The sequence below is a fragment of the Streptomyces sp. NPDC051243 genome, from assembly GCF_044455405.1.
Lineage (GTDB): Bacteria > Actinomycetota > Actinomycetes > Streptomycetales > Streptomycetaceae > Streptomyces.
The window spans coordinates 680,540-697,042 of the sequence record NZ_JBITES010000001.1; the positions used below are offsets into that span (position 1 = coordinate 680,540).

The window sequence follows — 16,503 nt, forward strand, 5'->3', positions numbered from 1 at the left end:
CGAGCGAAGGCCGAGGGGGAACCGTGACATCAGCTGCCGCACCATCCGACGAACCCGCGGTGCCTTTCTGGGTGTCGTACGACGAAGAGCTCCGGGATGACGACGACTCCATGGGCCTGTTCGGCAGCGGCGGAAACGACGAGGTCAGACTGCGGAACGTGCCCCTGGGGCCACTGCGCAGGAACCTTGCCGAGGCTGTGGACGCGTTGCAGCAGCTGTTCAGCGAGGCGGCTGCGCGAGGAGGCCCGCTGCCGCTGCGGGAGGCGCACCTGTCCTTTCAGGTGACGGCGAGCGGTGGCGTGCAGTTCATCGGTACCGCGCAGGCGCAGAGCAGCCGCGGCATCGTGCTGGTCTTCAAGCAGTGACCGGCGCGTGATGGGGCGTCACAGGGCTTTGCTCATCGGGGCCAGTGACTACGAGATGCACGGCGTCTCGCCGCTCCCCTTCATCCCCGGCGACCTTGCCCGTCTCGGATCGGCCCTCGAAGACCGCGGTTTCGACGAGGTCCAGGTCCTGGCCGCGCGGGAGGGCGGGAAGCAGATCTCGGCGAACTACGTGAACGCCCGGGTCATCGGCTTCCTCAGGCGCGCACGCCCGGGCGACACGCTGCTCGTACTGCTCAGCGGGCATGGCGTGCACGCCGGGGGGCGCGACTACCTCGTACCGGAGGACATCGATGAGGACACACACCCCTTCGAGTCGGGATGCGTACCGATCGACTGGCGTCAGCACCTCGACGAGACTCCCGCCGCCCATGTGGTCTTCCTGATCGATGCCTGCCGTGAGGGAATCGATCAGGAATCAATGGGCGTGGCGGGGGTCAGGCAGTGGAGCCGCCAGAAGATCAGCGCGGCGTTGCGGCGCAAGGTGGCTTACGTATACGCCTGTTCGCCGGCGCAGCTCGCACTGTTCGTGCGCACACACGAGTCGCCCGTGGATGCGGTGCCCGGTGTCGGACCGGGGGAATCGTTCAGCATTTTCTCGCGTTCGCTGTCGGATGTCCTTTCCGCCCGGCCATCGACCGCGCCGCTCGCCCTCGACGAGTTCAAGGACGCGGTTCAGGACCGGATGACAGAGCTGCACCGCGCATATCGGAAGAGGGGCGAGCCGCAGACGCTGCGAATCGTCACCGACATCCCGTCCGACGGGTTCTTCTTCCTGCCCGTGTCAAAGACTCCGGCGACGCGACTCTCTCGCCCCTCCGCGGGCACGAACACGCGTGCGGCAACGTACGACAGCGCGGCTATGAGCGTTGGTGCCGGTGTTTCCGCGCCGACCAGAAAATTCGGCATCCGGCGTGCTCGACGACCACTCTCCGTGCTGGGACTGCTCGGCCTGCTCGGTGCAACGGCCTGGGCCGTGGCCTCCCTTAACGGCAACGACAAGAATGACGGCGAAAAACCCAGCAAGACCAGAACCGATGTCTCGGCCACGGCCGGCCCTTCCGGATCCGGATCCAAATCTCCGAGCGCCGGCACCGAAGAGAGCCATTCCGAGGCACCGACCCTCTTCAGCCTCCCCAATTGCACCGCGAGTGACGTGGATTTCACGGTGCGCAGTACCCACAACGTCTATGAGCCCGGCGAGGATCCTCAACTCAAGCTGACCGCCACGAATCCCTCCAGCAGGAACTGCAAGCTGGATCTCGGCCCGGCGGAAACCGTCATCACGGTCACTCAGGCAGGCGACGAGGCCGCGCTCTGGTCCTCCGCCGACTGCCCGGACGGCTCCGGCAGCCTCCTCGTCCTGGTACCCGCCGAAGGCCGGGCGACCCGGACGGTCGAGTGGAACCGCAAGCCCAGCGCCCCCGAATGCGGTATCCCTTCGACGAGCTCGGCGCCCGCAGGCACCTACCTGGTGGAGGCACGGGCGCCCGGGCTGACGAAGGCACAGACCTCATTCGTACTGGAGCAGGGCTGAGCCAGGGCGTCCCCGCTGCCGACTCCCCACCACCTCGACTTTGTCGATACGTCCGGACAAGCCCATTGACATCACCCTCGGGCGGCCGCATGGTACCTGTCACTAGAGCGCGCTACTAACGCGCTCCAGCCGAATCCATCGGGCGGAACCCGTGAACCTCCCCCACCTGAGAACCCGCCCTGATCAGCACAGCGAGGTGCATGGGACATGCGCAGACACCACCGAGCCGCCGCTCTGACCGCCACCGTGCCGGCCGCCGCCCTGTTCGCGACCGGCTGCTCCAGCGGCTCCGGCGGCAAGAAGCCCGAGGAGGGCGCGGCGGACGCGTCGGCGGGCAAGGCCACCACCCCCGGATGACGGTGGCCATGATCACCCACGCGGCACCCGGCGACACCTTCTGGGACCTGATCCGCAAGGGGGCCGAGGCGGCCGCCGCCAAGGACAACGTCAAGCTCGTCTACTCCTCCGACCCCAGCGCCGGCAACCAGGCCAATCTGGTGCAGAACACCATCGACCAGAAGGTCGACGGCATCGCGCTGACCGCCGCCAAGCCCTCCGCCATGAAAGCCGTCGTCGCCAAGGCCACCGCCGCCGGCATCCCGGTCGTCGGCTTCAACGCCGGCCTCGACGACTGGAAGGACCTCGGCATGCTCGAATACTTCGGCCAGGACGAGAACATCGCCGATGCCGCCTCGGTGAGCGGCTCAACGAAACCGGCGCCAAGCACGCCCTGTGCGTCATCCAGGAACAGGGCCACATCGCCCTCGAAGCCCGCTGCGCAGGCCTGAAGAAAGGCTTCAAGGGCACCACCGACACCCTCTACGTCAACGGCACCGACATGCCCTCCGTGAAGTCCACCATCACCGCCAAGCTCCAGCAGGACTCCCCCATCGACCAGGTCGTCACCCTCGGCGCCCCCTTCGCCCTGACCGCCGTCCGGGACGGCAAGGTCGAGTTCGCCGTCGACCAGCAGCCCTACCTCCAGGGCTACCTCTCCATCGACTCCCTGTGGCTGTACAAGACCAACGGCAACTTCAGCGGCGGCGGCACCTCCCCCGTCCTGACCGGCCCGCCTTCATCACCAAGGACAACGTCGACGCCGTCGCCGAATTCGCCGCCAAGGGAACCCGGTAACCCCAGGAACGGGCGGGGCGGGGCCGGCCGCGTTCGCGACGGGGCTCGGCCGGCCTCGCCTCCCCGCTCTACCGGGCCGGCTCCTCGGGGGCCGGCCCGCTCGTGCCCCGGACGACGAGCTTCGGGTCCAACACGGCCTCGCGCGGCTCCAGTTCCCGGTTCTCCAGGCGCTCCACGGCGAACCGCACCGCGCTCTGGGCCATCAGCACCGCGTCCTGACGGACCGTCGTCAGGCCGATCGGCATCAGGTGGGAGAGGTGGCTGTCGTCGTAGCCGACGACCGACATGTCGCGCGGGACCTCGACGCCCGCGCGGGTCAGGGACATCAACAGGCCCAGGGCACAACGGTCGTTGCCCGCGAGGACGGCGGTGGGCAGAGGCAGCCCCCGGTCCCGCTCGGCGATGAGCAGCAGGCCCGTCTCGATGCCCGACTCCTCGGTGTGGGCGCCGGGGATGACCCGCGCCTCGGACTCCAGACCGTGCCGGCGCATCGCGGCCCGGTACGCGCGGCGCCGCTCGGCCGAGCCGGGGCCGCGACCGCCGTCGATGTGCACGATCCGGCGGTGACCCAGCTCCACGAGGTGGTCCATGGCCTGCCGTACGCCCTTGCCCTCGGCACTGTGCACGAAGTCCACATGGGCGCCCGGGGCGCGGCGGGCGACCGAGACGGTCGCCGCCCGGTGTCCGAGCTCGTCGAGGTAGGCCGGTTCCGCGTCCGGGGCGAGCAGGATCAACCCCTCGCAGCGGTGACTGAGCAGCGCCTCGATCGCCTTGGCCTCGCCGCGGCCCGGGGTGGTCCCGGAGAGCAGGACGTCGTAGCCGAGCCGTTCGGCCTCCGGATAGATGCCCTCGATCAGGTCCGTGTGGAAGATCTGGTGCACGATGAACATCACGCCGAGGGTGCGGCTGCGACCACGCGCGAGCAACCGGGCGGCGCTGTCGGGCCGGTAGCCGATCTCGTCGGCGACGCGCAGGACCCGTTCGCGGGTCTCCTGGCTCGCCCCCGGCTGGTTGCGGAAGACGATCGAGACGAGCGCCCGGGACACGCCCGCCTTGTCGGCGACATCCGCCATCGTGGGCCGCTGCCTGCCCGATCCGTCCACCTGTGCTCCTACTTTCGACGCCGCTCACCTTAGCCGGGACTCGAAATCGCCGGCCGGGTCCCGAAAACTTCCCGCGACAAGCTATTGACATGACATTTGGACCAGCGTCATCGTACTCGGACTAGAGCGCTCTAGTAGAGCGCGACAGCATATTCGTCCACTGACTACCGTCCCCTCCCCGAAGGACTCGTCATGGCAACGGCGCCGACCCCGCTCCGCACCACCGCGGGCAACCTCTGCCTGGGCTCCGCCCCCGACTCCTGGGGCGTCTGGTTCCCCGAGGACGACCAGCAGGTCCCCCACACCCGCTTCCTCGACGAACTCGCCGCGGCAGGCTACGAGTGGCTCGAGCTGGGGCCGTACGGCTACCTCCCCACCGACCCGCAGCAACTCAAGGAGGAGCTGACCTCCCGCAACCTCCAGGTCTCCGGCGGCACCGCCTTCGGCGCCCTGCACCGCCCCGAGGCCTGGGCCGACATGCTCGCCCACGTCCGCCAGGTGGCCACCCTCACCGCCGCCGCCGGCGCCCACCACCTCGTCCTCATCCCACCCATGTACCGCGACGAGAAGACCGGCGCCTACACCGAACCCCCCGAGCTCACCGCCGAGCAATGGGCCGGCTTCGGCAAGACCGCCGACCGCCTCGGCAAACTGCTCCTCGACGACTACGACATACGCCTGGTCATCCACCCGCACGCCGACAGCCACATCCAGACGCAGCCCGAGATCGAACGACTCCTCAACGAATCCGACCCCCGCTACACCAACCTCTGCCTGGACACCGGCCACGTCGCCTACGGCGGCGGCGACAACCTCGACCTCATCCGCCGCTTCGGCGAGCGCGTCGGCTACGTCCACATCAAGCAGATGGACCCCGACATCCTCGCCCAGGTGACCGCCGAGAACCTCTCCTTCGGCGAAGCCGTCAGACGCGGGGTGTGTCTCTCGCCCCCGGCGGGCGTACCGAAGCCCGCCGATGTGGTGGCCGAACTGGCCAAGCTGGACGCCGAGTTGTTCGTGATCGTCGAGCAGGACCTGTATCCGTGCGCACCCGAGGTGCCGCTGCCGATCGCCGTACGCACGCGTGAGCACCTGGCGGGCTGCGGCCTGGCCGGGACCCGGCGCCCGGCTCTGACGACTCACGACCGGTGAGGAGGCGGCCCATGGCAGTCAGCGACGACACGACACAGACCCCCGCGGCCGTCACGGACGACACCCCGCCGGCGGTGTCCCGCCGGCTGCGGCTCATCACCATGATCGCCACGTTCGGCGGACTCCTCTTCGGCTACGACACCGGTGTCATCAACGGCGCCCTGCCCTATATGACCGACGACCTCGGCCTGACCGCGGTCACCGAGGGCATGGTCACCAGCTCACTGCTGCTGGGCGCGGCGCTCGGTGCCGTCGGCGGCGGGCGGCTGTCGGACGCGCGCGGACGGCGCCGTACGATCCTCGCCCTCGCGGTGCTGTTCTTCGTCGGGGCGCTCGGCTGCACGCTGGCGCCGACGACGGCCGTCATGGTCGTGGCGAGGTTCGTGCTCGGCCTCGCGGTGGGCGGCGCCTCGGTGACCGTGCCGGTCTACCTCGCGGAGGTCTCCCCCGCCGAGCGGCGCGGCGCGCTGGTCACCCGTAATGAACTGATGATCGTCAGCGGTCAGCTGCTGGCGTTCACCTCCAACGCGATCATCGCCCAGGTGGGCGGGGAGTCCGGCGGGGTGTGGCGCTGGATGCTGGTGATCGCCACCCTCCCGGCCGTGGTGCTGTGGTTCGGCATGCTGGTCATGCCGGAGAGCCCGCGCTGGCTCGCCTCCAGGACCCGCTTCGGTGAGGCGCTGGAGGTGCTCAAGCAGGTCAGGTCCCAGCAGCGTGCCGAGGCCGAGCTCGCCGAGGTGTCCGCGCTCGCCGTCAAGGAGGAGCAGGAGAAGCTCGGCGGCTGGCAGGACATCAAGGCCACGCCGTGGATCCGCAAGCTGATGTTCGTCGGATTCGGCATCGCCATCGTGCAGCAGATCACCGGCGTCAACACGATCATGTACTACGGCACCCAGATCCTCACCGACGCCGGCTTCGCCTCCGACAGCGCACTGACCGCGAACATCGCCAACGGCGTGATCTCGGTGCTGGCCACGTTCGTCGGCATCTGGCTGCTCGGCCGGGTCAACCGCCGTCCGATGCTGATGGCCGGTCAGATCGGGACGACCGCCGCCCTGTCGCTGATCGGCGTCTTCTCCCTGGTTCTTCCGGCCGGTGACAGCCGTGCCTTTGCCGTGCTCGCCATGACCGTCACCTTCCTCGCCTTCCAGCAGGGCGCGATCTCGCCGGTGACCTGGCTGATGCTGTCGGAGATCTTCCCGATGCGGATGCGCGGCTTCGGCATGGGTGTCGCGGCCGTGGTGCTGTGGCTGACCAACTTCGCGATCGGGCTCGTCTTCCCGTCGCTGGTCGCCGGCATCGGCATCTCCAACACGTTCTTCCTGTTCGTGGTGGCGGGCCTCTTCTCGCTCACCTTCGTGAAGCTCTGCGTCCCCGAGACGAAGGGCCGCTCACTGGAAACCCTCGAAGCCGAACTCCGGGCGCGCTTCTCCTAGTTAGGAACTGAACCATGACCGTACGTGTAGGCGTCATCGGCGCCGGCGGGATCGGCAAGGAGCACATCCGGCGCCTGACCGAAACCGTCACCGGCGCCCGTGTCACCGCCGTCACCGACATCGACGCCGCCCGCGCCGAGGAGGCGGCGACACCGGTCGGCGCCCGAGTGCTGCCCGGCGGTGCGGCAGTGGTCGCCGCGGACGACGTCGACGCCGTCCTCGTGACGTCGTGGGGACCGACCCATGCCGAGCACGTGCTGAACGCGATCGCCGCCGGAAAGCCGGTGTTCTGCGAGAAGCCGCTGGCCACCACCGCCGAGGACTGCCTGAGGATCGTCGAGGCCGAGACGGCACACGGCCGCCGCCTGGTCCAGGTCGGGTTCATGCGCCGCTACGACGCCGGATACCGGCAGCTGAAGCAGGTCATCGACTCCGGCCGGATCGGCGAGCCGCTGATCGTGCACTGCGCCCACCGCAACCCGACCGTCCCGGAGTCGTACACCTCCTCGATGGCCGCCCTCGACACGGCGGTGCACGAGGTGGACGTGCTGCGCTGGCTGCTGGACGACGAGATCGTCTCCACCCAGGTGCTCACCCCGCGCGCCACGAGCAAGCGGTTCGCGCACCTGAAGGACCCACAGATCATGCTCTTCGAGACCGCCAAGGGCGTCCGTATCGACCTGGAGGTCTTCGTCAACTGCCAGTACGGCTACGACATCCAGTGCGAGGCGGTCGGCGAGGAGGGCCTCGCCCGGCTGCCCGACCCGGCCGCGGTCGGTGTGCGTACCGCCGCCCTGCACAGCACCGAGGTGCTCACGGACTGGGTGGGCCGCTTCCGGGACGCCTTCGACACCGAGTTCCGCGAGTGGATCGCGGGCATCGCCGCCGGTGACGAGCCCACGGGACCGTCCGCCTGGGACGGTTACGCCGCCACCGTCATCACCGCCGCGACCGTCGAGGCCCTGGAGTCGGGCCGCGTCGTCGCCACCGACCTCAAGCCCCGCCCCGCCTTCTACGGAGGTGCCGCGTGAAAATCGCCCTCGACCCGTACATGTTCCGCGCGCTGCCCATCGACGAGATGGTGCGCACGGTCGCCCAACTCGGCTACGAGTACATCGAGTTGTCGCCCCGCGACGACTTCATGCCGTTCTTCCTGCACCCGCGCGCGGACGACGAGCGGGTGCAGGAGCTGAAGAACGCGCTGCGTGCGCACGGCGTCCGGCTGTCCTCCGTGCTGCCGCTGTACAAGTGGTCCTCGCCGGACGAGACGGAGCGGCAGGCGGCCGTCCGCTACTGGAAGCGGATGATCGAGATCACCGTCGAGCTGGGATGCCCGCTGATGAACTCGGAGTTCAACGGCCGCCCCGAGCGCGCCGCCGAGAGCGAGGCGGCGTTCTGGCGCTCGCTGGAGGAACTGCTCCCGGTCTTCGAGCGTGAAGGCATCGCTCTGAACGTGGAGGCGCACCCGGACGACTTCTGCGAGGAGAACACCCCCGCCGTCGACCTGGTCCGCGCGATCAACAAGCCGTGGGTGAACTACCTGTACTGCGCCCCGCACTCCTTCCACCTGTCCGGGTCGGATCCGACGGCCGACATCGCGGCGATGATGCGCTACGCCGGTGACAAGCTCCAGCACGTGCACATCGCGGACTCCTTCAACCACAAGGGTTCGTCCGGTCTGCGCTACATCCTCAACCCGCCCGGCACCCCGGCCCGTATCCACCAGCACCTGGACATCGGCCAGGGGGAGGTCGACTGGGAGGCCTTCTTCGGCACGCTGCGCGAGCTGAACTTCGACGGCGTCGCCACGGCCTGCGTCTTCGCCTGGGAGGAGCGGGCCGAGGAGTCCTCGGCGTTCATGCTGGACCGCATCCGCAAGGAACTCGCCGCGTAAGCGGTACCGAGGTCAGCGGTACGGAGGTTCAGGCGGCCTCGAGCGCGAGCGGCAGTGCGCTCGGGCCGCTGAGGAAGGGGGTGTGGACGGGCTTCGCGGGGCCCGATCAGGCTGTAGCAGTTGGTCCAGCCGGCCGGCCCGGGGCGTGTCGCCGGGCCCCCGGCGACCGGCTCAGCCGCCGCGGCGGTCCGCCCTGCGCTGTGCCAGCCACAGGGCGACCGTCTCCGCGATGGGCTGCCCGCTCTCCAGCTCGACGAAGCCGAACTGGCCGCCCTGGTTGCACTCCAGGAACCACCAGATGCCGTCCTCGTCCTCGGCGAAGTCGAAGGCCGCGTACGCCAGTCCGGCCAGAGTGACGTACTCGTGCACCGACTTGCCGATGCGGTCGGGGACCGGGACCGGCACCCAGGTGTGCCCGGTGTCGCCGTAGCGGCCGTCGACCTGGCCCGGTTCGGCGGTCTTGCGCGCGGCGAACAGCCGGGTGCCGACGCTGGTCAGCCGGATGTCGGCGCGCTTGGGCACGTACCGCTGGAGCAGCGCGGGCCCGGCCGCGACGGCCGAGAAGTCGGCGTCGGGGCCGACGAGTGTGGTGGGCAACGCCAGCGACGGGTCGTCGGGCGGCGGCCCCGAGGCGGATTTCACCACCACGTCCCGGTACTCCTCGGCGAACTCCCGCGCCAGCCTGGGCGCCGTGGTGAACACCGTCGGCGGCACGGCGAAGCCGCTGAGGTGGGCGACCCTCAACTGCCAGGGCTTCAGGCGGGCCTGGTCGGCGTTGCGCGGGTGGTTCATCCACCGTGCGCTGGCCGAGTGCAGCATCCCGTAGAGCGCCTGCCGGGTCTCGGCGGTCAGCCACGGTGAGGGATGTGCGGCGTGCGCGGCGGGCTCGCCGGGCCTGCGCACCCAGACGGAGCGCAGCCCGCTCATGCTGAGCACATGCCCGTTGACCGACAGGTGGCCGTCGAAGTCGCCGTGCGCGTAGTCGGCGGACAGCACGGCCTTGCCGGGCAGGTCGGCGGGATCCAGTCGCAGCACGGGCGTGCCCATGCCGTGCAGTTCGGCCACCACCATGTCGGCTGTCACGTCCTCTTCGGACGTGAGGATCAGTACGGTCATTCGCGGCCGGATCGTCAGTCGTCGAAGTGGGTCGCGGACCCGGCGGTGGACGTCGTCGTGCCGACGGCGAGCAGGAGGTCCGGGTCACTGACGGCGGGGCGGCCGTCGGGGAGCACGTTCAGCTGGCGGGCCGGGTCGAAGTGATAGGGCGTCACCGCGTCGGCAAGTCCCCTGGGAGAGGCGTAGTTGAGGGTGAACGGTCGCACTCGAAACCTCCGGGTCGTGTACTGCGTGCCTTGACGTCACTTACGCGTTCCTTGCGTAAGGAATTCACTACTTACTGCCACATCGGCGTGAAGGCCGTCACATCAACTGCACGAGTCGCGCAGGCCTTCCTCACTGATTACTCACCGAATGAGGCGTCACATTTGTCACAGGAGTCTCTGAAGTCACTCTGGAGTCACAAGGAGCGCACTGGTCAGGCGCGCGTCTCGTCGTCCTCCGGAGCGTCGACGCCGATATCCGCCTCGACGACAGAAGTGCTCCAGCGGCATGCGAGCGGTCGGTCCGCACGACACGTCGCGGCCGTCCCCGAGATCGAGGGCCACTCCGAGGACCTGCATCCCCGGCGTGGCGCCGTACTGGGCGCAACTGTCGCCAGGGGATGATCGGTTGATGTTGCAGGCCCGGTGCGTACGCCGTGTTCCTCAGCCGCTCCGCGGCGGTCCACAGGGCGGTGGTCAGGCGCTGGGCGTCCGCGTCGGCTGGGTCCGCGGGCCGATCACGGGATCCGCCGTTCTCGCGTGAGCATGGCAGATCCGCGTGGCCGGGCCGGTCGCCCGTGTCGACCGGTCCGGCCACGGGACACCATCAGCGGAACGCGCGCTTGTCCGCGTGCAGCGGGGCCGAGAGCCGGATGGTGATGAACTCGTTGTCGTCCGCCTTGCCCGCCGTACGGCCGGAGGAGAAGGGGAAGTTGTTGTCGTTCAGGACCGCCAGCGTCCGGTCGTCGACGAGGTTCACGTCCTCGATCGTCTGGAACGGGAACCGGAACGTCTCCCCGAAGCCGCCGAGCCCCTTGGGGTTGGCGATGTCGAGGAGGTCGGCGACCAGGGTCTTGTCCATCAGGCCGTCGCCGTTGCGGTCGCGGGTGTCGGCCAGGTAGATGCGCTTGAACCTGGCCGTGTCGCCCTGCCCGCCGTCGCGCTCGATGACCAGGAAGCGGTGCCGGTCGACGGCGATGGCGTCGCCGATGGCGTTCGATGTCGACTCCAGACGGTAGACGAAGCGCTTCCCGGTGTAGGCGCGCTCGCACAGGTCGAACTCGCTGAACCGCAGGTCGCCGGGCGTGTCGCCGGTCACCGTGCCCTCGAGGAGCGGATAGAGGTGTCGGCCGTCCACGGAGCGGACCAGGCCCTCGAAGCCCTTGCTGCTGCCGATGTTCGGCTGCGCACCGTTCAGGTACGGGTTCTCCGGCGCCTTCACCCCGTCGAGCGCGATGGGCGCCTCCAGGAGGCGGCCCTTGGCGGAGAAGTGCAGCAGCCAGGGGCCGAACTCGTCACCGATCCAGTACGTGCCGTCCGGCATCCGCTGGATCGACTCGACGTCGAAGTCGGCGCCGGTGAGCACCCGGTCGGCCCGCGTGAGCGGAAACGGCACATGGCGGTCGGGGTCGCTGAGGTTGAACCCGCCGAGCACGGTGACCTTTCCGGTCCGCGTGTCGGGCTTGATGCGGTGGACGCGGAGCAGGAAGTCGGCGCTGTTGGCCTTGTTGCCGTACCCGTTGTCCGAGAGCGCGTCGAAGGTGCCGTCGCGCCGGTTCACGACGCCGCTGAAGCCCTGGACGGGCTGGTGGGCGAAGGGTGCCGCTATCCCGTTGAAGGGTCCCGCGCCGATGGCGGAGCCGGACGGCTCGCTGCCCGGCACGAACGTCTCGGCGGGCAGGGACGCGAAACCGGTCAGGGTGGCCCGGCCGAAGTCCGGTGTCCCCTGGTCGGCCACGGCGGGGGACGCGAGGCCGGCGGTCAGCACCGCGGCGCTGACCATGATCGTGATTCTTCTCATGGCGCGCACAGTAAGAGCGCGGAGTGACGGGTGTGCCAACGACAGGCGTCCAGTCAGGGCGTCGGCATTCCTCCGCCCTGGAGCCGTTCCAGGTCGGAGGGGCGGACCTGGATCACGAGGAGGGCGATCACCGCGGCGATCGCGGTGAAGATCGCGGCCATGATGAAGGCGGCGGAGACGCCGGCGGTGAGGACCTCGTCGCCCCAAGGTGGCGGGAGCTGGCCGGTGCGCTGGAAGCTCAGCCGCTCCGCTGGGGTGGCGTCGGCCCGGAAGGCAGACATCTGCTTGTCCATCTCGTTGTTGCTGGCCGTGCCGAACATCGTGACCAGGATGGACAGTCCGAGGGAGCCGCCGACCTGCTGGGTCGCGTTGAGGAGTCCGGAGGCGGCACCCGTCTCATGGGTCCGCACATTGGACAGCGCCATCAGGGTCAGGGACACGAACTCCATGCCCATGCCCATGCTGAAGACGAGGATCGGGCCGAGAATGCTGCCCGCGTAGGTGGAGTGGACATCGGTCAGGGTCAGCCAGGCAAGGCCGGCGGCGGCCAGGATCGCGCCCGTGACCATGAAGGGCTTCGGCCCGTACCTCGGCAGGAGTTGGGAGGCGAGCCCGGCGCCCACCGCGATGACGGCGCTCACCGGGAGGAAGGCCAGTCCGGCCTGGATCGGGCTGAAGTCCAGCACGTTCTGCACGAAGAGGGTGAGGAAGAAGAACATGCCGAAGATCGCGGCGGCGAGACTCAGCATCATGCCGTAGGTGCCCGCGCGGTTGCGGTCCGCGAACATGTGCAGGGGCGTGATCGGCTGCCGGGAGCGCCGCTCGATGAAGACGAACAACAGCAGGAAGACCACGGCCCCGGCGAACGCGGCCAGGGTGAGCCCGTCCCGCCAGCCGTCCTGCGCGGCCCGGATGAACCCGTACACCAGCAGCACCATGCCGACGGTGGAGGTCAGCGCGCCCGCTATGTCGAAGTGCCCGGGGTGGCGCTCGGACTCCCGGATGTAGCGCGGCGTGGCGAGCGCGATGAGCAGCCCGATGGGCACGTTGACGAACAGCACCCAGCGCCAGTTGAGCCACTCGACGAGGATGCCGCCGGCCAGCAGCCCGATCGCGCCGCCGCCCGCCGACACCGCGGCGAAGACGCCGAAGGCCCGGTTGCGTTCGGGCCCTTCACGGAAGGTCGTACTGATGAGGGCGAGCGAGGTCGGGGACGCGATGGCGCCGCCGACACCCTGGAGGGCGCGTGCGGCGAGGAGTTGCCACGAGTTCTGGGCCATTCCGCCGAGCAGCGAGGCCAGGACGAAGAGCAGCACGCCGAAGATGAAGACGCGCCGTCTGCCGAGGATGTCGCCCATTCTGCCGCCGAGCAGCAGCAGGCCGCCGAAGGTGAGCGTGTAGGCGTTGATCACCCAGGACAGGCTGGTCGTGGAGAAGTCGAGCGAGCGCTGGATGTCCGGGAGGGCGATGTTCACGATGGTGATGTCGAGCACCACCATCAGCTGACAGGACGCGATGACCAGCAGCGCCATACCGCTGCCACGGCCCTCGCCCCGCTCCGTCTCCTGCGGGGTGGTCCGTGCTTCGGGGGTCGGCTCCGGATTGCTCATGGCTTCGCGCCATCGGCGGCGGGTGGTCGGTTCGGGTTCCCGCCACCATTCGACCGTACGCCGCAGCCGTACGGCCATCCAGTCGATCACCGGGCCGGCTACGGCGCCCCAGGTCAGCGGCCGGTGCGGATCAGGCCGGTGAGATAGCGCCACAGCGACGAGCGCTGCCGGCCGGCCTGGTCCGGCAGCACCGGCGCGGTCGCCTCCGGTGCCGGCTCGGCGGCCGTGTCCTCGGCCGCCCGCCCTGCGGACGCCCGCTGCGGTGCCGTTGACCGCCCGGCCGCCATGGGCTGCGCGGGCACCGGGGCGAGTTCGTACCGGACGGGCAGTGAGCGCAGTCCGCGCATGAACGGTGAGGAACGCCAGGGCAGTTGGTCGGCCGGGAGGGCGAGGTCGAGATGGGCGAACCGCTCGAAGAGCCGGCCCACGCCGACCGCCGCGACCGTGGAGGCGAGCTCGCGTGCCGGGCACTGGCGGCGGCCCGCGCCCCAGGACAGGTGGGCCCGGGTGCTGATCGTGCTGTTCGGCGCGACGTGGTCGGCGAAGAGCGGGTCGGCGTGCGCGGCGGCGGAGGAGACCCACACCGGGTCGCCCGCCCGGATCGTGTAGTTGCCGAGCGGGGTGTCCTCGGCGGCGAAGCGCGGCACGAAGTTCACCAGCGGCGGCTTGCGCATGACGACCCGGTTCATGGTCTCCCGGATCATCCCGGCGGACAGGCTGGCGCGGACTCCGCCGTCGCCGGAGACGACCTCGACCACGGTGTTGGACATCAGGATGCCGACGTGGTCGGAGGTCATGCCGAGCAGCATGAACAGCTCACGGGCCAGTTCGTCGAGCGAGAGCCCGGGATGCGCGGCCAGCAGATACGAGGGGAAGTCGTCCCCCGGCTCCTTCAGCTTCACGGCGGCCAGTTCGGCGAGCGTCGCGAGGAGCCGCTCCAGGGCGGGCTCCGCGTCCGGTCCCGCGTCCAGGACCCGCCACATGTCCATCAGCGCGTCGTCGCCCTGCGAGCCGGGGAAGCCGAGCAGATGACTGGCCACCATCAGCGGCAGCGGGCGGGAGAACTGTGCGGACAGGTCCGCCACGCCCGTGCCGCCGCCCTGCCCGATGAGGGTGATCAGTTCGTCGGCGTAGGCGGTGACGGCGGCCTTCAGCCGCTTCGCCTGGGGATGCACCGGGTCCTGGAACGGCTTGAGCGCCGCGTCCCACGCCCTCCGGAGCGGCTGGTACCCGGGACCGCCCTGGATCAGCACGTGGTTGACCTCCAGGGACGGCCCGAGCGGCCAGTCGGCGGGCACTTCGCCCGCCGAGCGGGCCCGCCAGTTCTCCAGGCCCTTCGGCCAGCCGTCGTCGTCCTGGAGTACCTCCAGCGCCTCCCGGTAGCCGAGCACCAGCCAGGCCGGCACGCCGAGCAGATCGACCGGGGCGACGGGTCCGTGCTGCTGCCTCAGCCGCTCGTACACGAGCGAGGGACGCGTCTCGTAGTCGCGGGTCAGCAAGGGCTGGGGAGCCAACTCCTCGAGCCTGGCGCCGTCGACGCCCAGGGATCCGCTTCCACCGACCTCGGACTCCATCTGCCCGTCGCCCCCTCCGACACTCCCCGCACCGGTGCACTACCAGTCAGTAGCCGACAACGTGCGCGACCTTACCCCAGGGCATCGTGCGGTGGACGACGGGGGCGGCGGAGGTCATCCCGCCGACGGCGGGATGTTCTGGTTGGCGTGGAAGAAGTTGTCCGGGTCGTAGGTGTGCTTCGTCGCGGCGAGCCGGTCGTAGTGGCCGCGGTAGGTGGCGCGCACGCGGTCCGGGCTCTCGCCTTCGCCCATGAAGTTGATGTAGGAGCCGCCCATGGAGTACGGATGCAGATCGCTCCAGTAGTCGACGGCCCACTGCCGGATCAGTCCGGCGTTGGCGGGGTCCGGGTCGACGCCCGCGATCACTCCGGACCAGACGGCGTCCCGGTAGGCCCAGGCAGTGTCGTCGTCGCCGACCTGGTGGGCCTGCGCGTCCACGGGATACAGGTGCATCAGGGACAGCTCGGTGGGGAGGTTGTCACCGTACTTGTGGTGCACCTCGATCGCCGCGTCGGAGATCGTGTCGAAGAAGTCGCCGCGCCAGTACCACTGGAAGCCCTTCGGGATCAGCTCGTCGAACATGCCCTGCAGGCCGGGGTAGGGCATGGGCGTGGTGAAGTGGAAGGCGGACGGCGCCGGTTCGTTCACCGGGGTCAGCGCCTGCTCCAGGCGGTCGCCTTCCAGGTCGCCGGTGTAGCACCAGACGACGCCGCACATCTTCTGCCCGTGGATCGGCTCGGGGAAGGGCGGTCCGGACGGGATGGTGAACAGGGTGAAGAAGCCGTTGAGGTCCGGTGGCGCGGCGGGCAGGAACTCCCGGTACCAGCGCAGCACTTCCGGTGTGCGGTCGACCGGCCACACGGTCACCGCGACGCCGACCGTGCCCACCGGGTGCAGCCGGAAGGTGAACGAGGTGACGACGCCGAAGTTCCCGCCGCCGCCCCGCAGCGCCCAGAACAACTCGGGGTGCTCCTCCTCGGACGCGGTGACGAAGGTGCCGTCGGCGAGGACGACGTCGGCGGACAGCAGGCTGTCGACGGTCAGGCCGTACTTGCGGGTGAGATGACCGTGGCCGCCGCCGAGGGTCAGGCCGCCCACGCCCGTCATCGAGATGATGCCGGTCGGCACGCCCAGGCCGAACGTGTGGGCCGCGTGGTCCAGGTCGCCCAGCTGCGCGCCGCCGGCCACCTGTGCGGTCATCGCGCCCGGGTCCACGCGCACCCCGCGCATCGTCGACAGGTCCAGGACGAGCGCGTCGTCGACCAGACACAGGCCCGGTCCGCTGTGGCCGCCGCCGCGCACGGCGAGCTCCGCTCCGGTGTCCCTGGCGAAGGAGATCACGGTCCGCACGTCCGCCACGTCCACGCACTGCGCGAAGGCGGCCGGTCGCCGGTCGATCATGGCGTTGTAGATGCTGCGGGCCTGGTCGTAGCCCGGGTCCCGGGGGGTGATGACGGGCCCCCGCAGTCCCTCCCGCAGGCCGTCCAGTGCCGTTCCGTTGATGCCGCCCATGGCCGGACCCCTCTGTGTGAAGACGGTGAACCGCGGACGGATGACGGC

At 69.7% G+C, this 16,503-nt stretch carries 13 protein-coding genes and 1 pseudogene; 7 read left to right on the plus strand and 7 right to left on the minus strand.

The genetic code is table 11. The features are described from left to right. Positions 1-59: 59 nt before the first annotated feature. The 3 genes and pseudogenes from ACIBAG_RS02980 to ACIBAG_RS02990 all read left to right on the plus strand — a co-directional run bounded on the left by ACIBAG_RS02980 (position 60) and on the right by ACIBAG_RS02990 (position 3,054). On the plus strand, positions 60-365 hold the full coding sequence (locus ACIBAG_RS02980; protein WP_399100257.1) for a hypothetical protein: 306 nt from the start codon (positions 60-62) through the stop codon (positions 363-365). A 10-nt stretch (positions 366-375) separates the two neighbouring features. Then, positions 376-1,920, plus strand: coding sequence for a caspase domain-containing protein (locus ACIBAG_RS02985; protein WP_399100565.1), 1,545 nt, complete (start codon positions 376-378; stop codon positions 1,918-1,920). A 207-nt stretch (positions 1,921-2,127) separates the two neighbouring features. Beyond that, positions 2,128-3,054: pseudogene (locus ACIBAG_RS02990) on the plus strand (substrate-binding domain-containing protein). Positions 3,055-3,122: 68 nt separating this feature from the next. Here the strand turns inward: ACIBAG_RS02990 and ACIBAG_RS02995 are convergent. Beyond that, positions 3,123-4,127, minus strand: a complete 1,005-nt coding sequence (locus ACIBAG_RS02995; protein WP_399100567.1) for a LacI family DNA-binding transcriptional regulator — start codon at positions 4,125-4,127, stop codon at positions 3,123-3,125. A gap of 222 nt (positions 4,128-4,349) precedes the next feature. Here ACIBAG_RS02995 and ACIBAG_RS03000 point away from each other — a divergent pair, with 222 nt between their 5' ends. From ACIBAG_RS03000 to ACIBAG_RS03015, 4 genes are read left to right on the plus strand one after another with little or no spacing between them, the layout of a single operon-like run. Beyond that, the gene (locus tag ACIBAG_RS03000; RefSeq protein WP_399100259.1) at positions 4,350-5,309 is read left to right on the plus strand and encodes a TIM barrel protein; all 960 of its coding nucleotides are present in this window, start codon (positions 4,350-4,352) and stop codon (positions 5,307-5,309) included. A gap of 11 nt (positions 5,310-5,320) precedes the next feature. Next, the gene (locus tag ACIBAG_RS03005; protein ID WP_399100262.1) at positions 5,321-6,745 is read left to right on the plus strand and encodes a sugar porter family MFS transporter; all 1,425 of its coding nucleotides are present in this window, start codon (positions 5,321-5,323) and stop codon (positions 6,743-6,745) included. Between the two features lie 14 nt (positions 6,746-6,759). Then, positions 6,760-7,776 carry a Gfo/Idh/MocA family oxidoreductase gene (locus ACIBAG_RS03010; protein ID WP_399100264.1) on the plus strand — a complete coding sequence of 339 codons (1,017 nt, stop codon included), beginning with the start codon at positions 6,760-6,762 and terminating at the stop codon, positions 7,774-7,776. Beyond that, the gene (locus tag ACIBAG_RS03015; protein WP_399100266.1) at positions 7,773-8,639 is read left to right on the plus strand and encodes a sugar phosphate isomerase/epimerase family protein; all 867 of its coding nucleotides are present in this window, start codon (positions 7,773-7,775) and stop codon (positions 8,637-8,639) included. Before ACIBAG_RS03010 ends, ACIBAG_RS03015 begins: the two co-directional genes overlap by 4 nt. Before the next feature lie 171 nt (positions 8,640-8,810). On the opposite strand, the gene ACIBAG_RS03020 is transcribed toward ACIBAG_RS03015, so the two are convergent. The 6 genes from ACIBAG_RS03020 to ACIBAG_RS03045 form a co-directional block, all read right to left on the minus strand. Further along, a complete protein-coding gene (locus ACIBAG_RS03020) occupies positions 8,811-9,755 on the minus strand; it encodes an MvdC/MvdD family ATP grasp protein (protein ID WP_399100268.1) in 945 nt (314 codons plus the stop codon). A 14-nt stretch (positions 9,756-9,769) separates the two neighbouring features. After that, a complete protein-coding gene (gene tgmA / locus ACIBAG_RS03025) occupies positions 9,770-9,961 on the minus strand; it encodes a putative ATP-grasp-modified RiPP (protein ID WP_399100270.1) in 192 nt (63 codons plus the stop codon). Between the two features lie 604 nt (positions 9,962-10,565). Continuing rightward, a complete protein-coding gene (locus tag ACIBAG_RS03030) occupies positions 10,566-11,759 on the minus strand; it encodes an esterase-like activity of phytase family protein (protein ID WP_399100273.1) in 1,194 nt (397 codons plus the stop codon). A gap of 53 nt (positions 11,760-11,812) precedes the next feature. Further along, on the minus strand, positions 11,813-13,291 hold the full coding sequence (locus ACIBAG_RS03035) for an MFS transporter (protein ID WP_399100569.1): 1,479 nt from the start codon (positions 13,289-13,291) through the stop codon (positions 11,813-11,815). Positions 13,292-13,482: 191 nt separating this feature from the next. After that, complete coding sequence (locus ACIBAG_RS03040) at positions 13,483-14,943, minus strand: cytochrome P450 (protein WP_399100275.1); 1,461 nt, start codon at positions 14,941-14,943, stop codon at positions 13,483-13,485. Between the two features lie 114 nt (positions 14,944-15,057). Continuing rightward, on the minus strand, positions 15,058-16,455 hold the full coding sequence (locus ACIBAG_RS03045) for an FAD-binding oxidoreductase (protein ID WP_399100278.1): 1,398 nt from the start codon (positions 16,453-16,455) through the stop codon (positions 15,058-15,060). Between the last annotated feature and the right edge of the window lie 48 nt (positions 16,456-16,503).

Coding starts and splice junctions, on each gene's coding strand:
- ACIBAG_RS03000 (WP_399100259.1), top strand. CDS start 4,350: ATGGCAACGGCGCCGACCCCGCTCCGCACCACCGCGGGCAACCTCTGC.
- ACIBAG_RS03030 (WP_399100273.1), bottom strand. CDS start 11,759: ATGAGAAGAATCACGATCATGGTCAGCGCCGCGGTGCTGACCGCCGGC.
- ACIBAG_RS02985 (WP_399100565.1), top strand. CDS start 376: ATGGGGCGTCACAGGGCTTTGCTCATCGGGGCCAGTGACTACGAGATG.
- ACIBAG_RS03040 (WP_399100275.1), bottom strand. CDS start 14,943: ATGGAGTCCGAGGTCGGTGGAAGCGGATCCCTGGGCGTCGACGGCGCC.
- ACIBAG_RS03045 (WP_399100278.1), bottom strand. CDS start 16,455: ATGGGCGGCATCAACGGAACGGCACTGGACGGCCTGCGGGAGGGACTG.
- ACIBAG_RS03010 (WP_399100264.1), top strand. CDS start 6,760: ATGACCGTACGTGTAGGCGTCATCGGCGCCGGCGGGATCGGCAAGGAG.
- ACIBAG_RS02995 (WP_399100567.1), bottom strand. CDS start 4,127: ATGGCGGATGTCGCCGACAAGGCGGGCGTGTCCCGGGCGCTCGTCTCG.
- ACIBAG_RS03020 (WP_399100268.1), bottom strand. CDS start 9,755: ATGACCGTACTGATCCTCACGTCCGAAGAGGACGTGACAGCCGACATG.
- ACIBAG_RS03005 (WP_399100262.1), top strand. CDS start 5,321: ATGGCAGTCAGCGACGACACGACACAGACCCCCGCGGCCGTCACGGAC.
- ACIBAG_RS03035 (WP_399100569.1), bottom strand. CDS start 13,291: ATGGCGCTGCTGGTCATCGCGTCCTGTCAGCTGATGGTGGTGCTCGAC.